The organism is Ruminococcus sp. AM31-15AC (assembly GCF_003462045.1).
GTDB classification, from domain to species: Bacteria; Bacillota; Clostridia; order Oscillospirales; family Ruminococcaceae; genus Hominimerdicola; species Hominimerdicola aceti.
Genome location: NZ_QTYG01000101.1, coordinates 1 through 2097 on the forward strand (window position 1 = coordinate 1; position 2097 = coordinate 2097).

General features: G+C 42.7%; 3 protein-coding genes. All 3 read right to left on the reverse strand.

The features are described 5' to 3' along the window. Positions 1-182: 182 nt before the first annotated feature. The 3 genes from DW793_RS14020 to DW793_RS14025 all read right to left on the reverse strand — a co-directional run bounded on the left by DW793_RS14020 (position 183) and on the right by DW793_RS14025 (position 1739). A complete protein-coding gene (locus tag DW793_RS14020) occupies positions 183-1100 on the reverse strand; it encodes a recombinase family protein (protein ID WP_118158514.1) in 918 nt (305 codons plus the stop codon). A gap of 23 nt (positions 1101-1123) precedes the next feature. After that, positions 1124-1255 carry a hypothetical protein gene (locus DW793_RS15740; RefSeq protein ID WP_290126990.1) on the reverse strand — a complete coding sequence of 44 codons (132 nt, stop codon included), beginning with the start codon at positions 1253-1255 and terminating at the stop codon, positions 1124-1126. A 130-nt stretch (positions 1256-1385) separates the two neighbouring features. Further along, positions 1386-1739, reverse strand: a complete 354-nt coding sequence (locus DW793_RS14025; protein WP_118158515.1) for a hypothetical protein — start codon at positions 1737-1739, stop codon at positions 1386-1388. Positions 1740-2097 lie beyond the last annotated feature (358 nt).

Genomic DNA, 2097 nt, shown 5'->3' on the forward strand with positions numbered 1-2097 from the left:
AGCGTCCCTTTGGGGATGCACAGCTCATCTGCTGCTGCCTTGGTGCCAATCTCCTTTGCGAGCTTTATTGCCTGCTTTTTAAACTCTTCATCATATTGTTTTCCTGTTCCCATTGATGACACACTCCTTTGTTTTTATTATACTTTGATTGTTTTGTATGTGTCAAGTTTTATTATACAGGATTACTTCTTATCCTTACCCATACTGTTCTTTAGCACCTGACAGCGTGATTTCATAATCCGTGCGCACTCGTCCCACTGTGCTTCGCTGATGATCGGCTCGAAATCACCCTTGTGATAAACGTAGGTTGAGATGTCATAATTGTTTTTCCTCTTTTGCTCCAGATAGTTATTGGTACTTGATTTATTGTACCCGATATAGCCCTTGTAGGTTGCGTTCTTCAGTATTCTGTTTACCTTTGAGACGTCCCACTTGACGTTACCCGATGAGTCCCTGCGTTCAAGGCGATATAGCTCGTTGACGATCTTCTTTATTCCATAGCCGTGCAGATAGTAATCATATATTATCGTCACCGTTTCCGCCTGCTCCGGATTGATCACATAGGTTGAGCCGACTCGGTCGTACCCAAGAATATTTCCGTTCCCGTATAGCACACCGTTCTCGCGGCTGATATATTGTCCCGCACGAACTCGCTCAGAAATTTTTCTACTCTCGTCCTGTGCAAGAGTAGCCATAAGCGTAAGTCTGAGTTCTCCGTCACCGTCCATTGTCCAGATGTTGTCCTCAACAAAGTAAACCTCAATACCCAAGTTCTTTAGCTCACGAGTAAACGTCAGCGTGTCAACCGTATTTCGTGCGAATCGACATACCTCTCTTGTAACTATAAGATCGAATTTTCCTTGCCGTGCGTCCTCGATCATTTGCAGGAATGACGGTCTTTTCTTAGCCTGCGTTCCCGTAATTCCTTCGTCAATGTATTTGTCGATAACGTTCCAGTTATTATGCTGTTTTGCTTGATCGTCATACCATTGAAGCTGATTTTCCAGAGCGGAGATCTGAGCCTCGTGCTCGGTGGATACTCGTCCGTAAAACACAACCGTTCGTTGTCTGTTCCTGTCTGGCTTTAATGTTGTGTACATTCAGATCACCTGTCCTTTCAAAGTCATGCGCTTTTTTTCTGCTTTTGATTGTCGTAATTTCTGATGATGTTCAGGTATGTAGGCTGATTTATCAAGCCTTTTTCAAAGAGAATTTCGATCATCAGCCTTACCTCATACTCAAATTCGATCTTCAATGAGTTACCTCCGTACTACAATTTTACTATTTTTTCAGCCGCAATGTAATCACCAACTGCAACCAAATTTTTCTCTTTACTTGTAGCAGTATCAATAAAAATCACATACTGTTTTCTTGGCACCTCTGATTTAATCTCTTTGATACTGCACAGCATCCTCGTAATCGATAATTCCATTGATCTTCCGTACTTCGTTTACGCACATAGCGTGCAGACTTTGCAATGTTTCATCATCAACATCATTTATCGCCGCAGTCATGTGAGACAGTTTTCCAAGCTCGACAGCGACCTTGAACATCAGACGAGCAAGCCGCTGTTCCGTACCTTTTATCTGTGCCTTGACCGTTTCCGTAATCAGTGGGGAGAGGTAGTTTACCTCTTCCTGCTGTCGAAGATAGCCGATGTAAAACTTCACGGCTTTCTCAATGAACTCCGTTTTTGAGGCGCAGTTGTCCCCACGATACTCCTGTTCGATTTTTCTCATAGTTTCCGGCTGAAAGTAAACAGCTATTTTTTTTTGCCATAAATTCGCTCCTTTTCTGTCACGACTCCGTTAATTACGCCGATTTTACGCAGTTTTCTGCTCCTGCGGCCCCTGATTTTCTCCAAAATCCGTATTTTGACTCCATGAGGCGACTGCCTAAAATATACACAAGATAATCCTGTATAATAAAACTTGACACATAAAAAACAATCAAAGTATAATAAAAACAAAGGAGTGTGTCATCAATGGGAACAGGAAAACAATATGATGAAGAGTTTAAAAAGCAGGCAATAAAGCTCGCAAAGGAGATTGGCACCAAGGCAGCAGCAGATGAGCTGTGCATCCCCAAAGGGACGCT

Coding starts and splice junctions, on each gene's coding strand:
- DW793_RS14025 (WP_118158515.1), bottom strand. CDS start 1,739: ATGAGAAAAATCGAACAGGAGTATCGTGGGGACAACTGCGCCTCAAAA.
- DW793_RS14020 (WP_118158514.1), bottom strand. CDS start 1,100: ATGTACACAACATTAAAGCCAGACAGGAACAGACAACGAACGGTTGTG.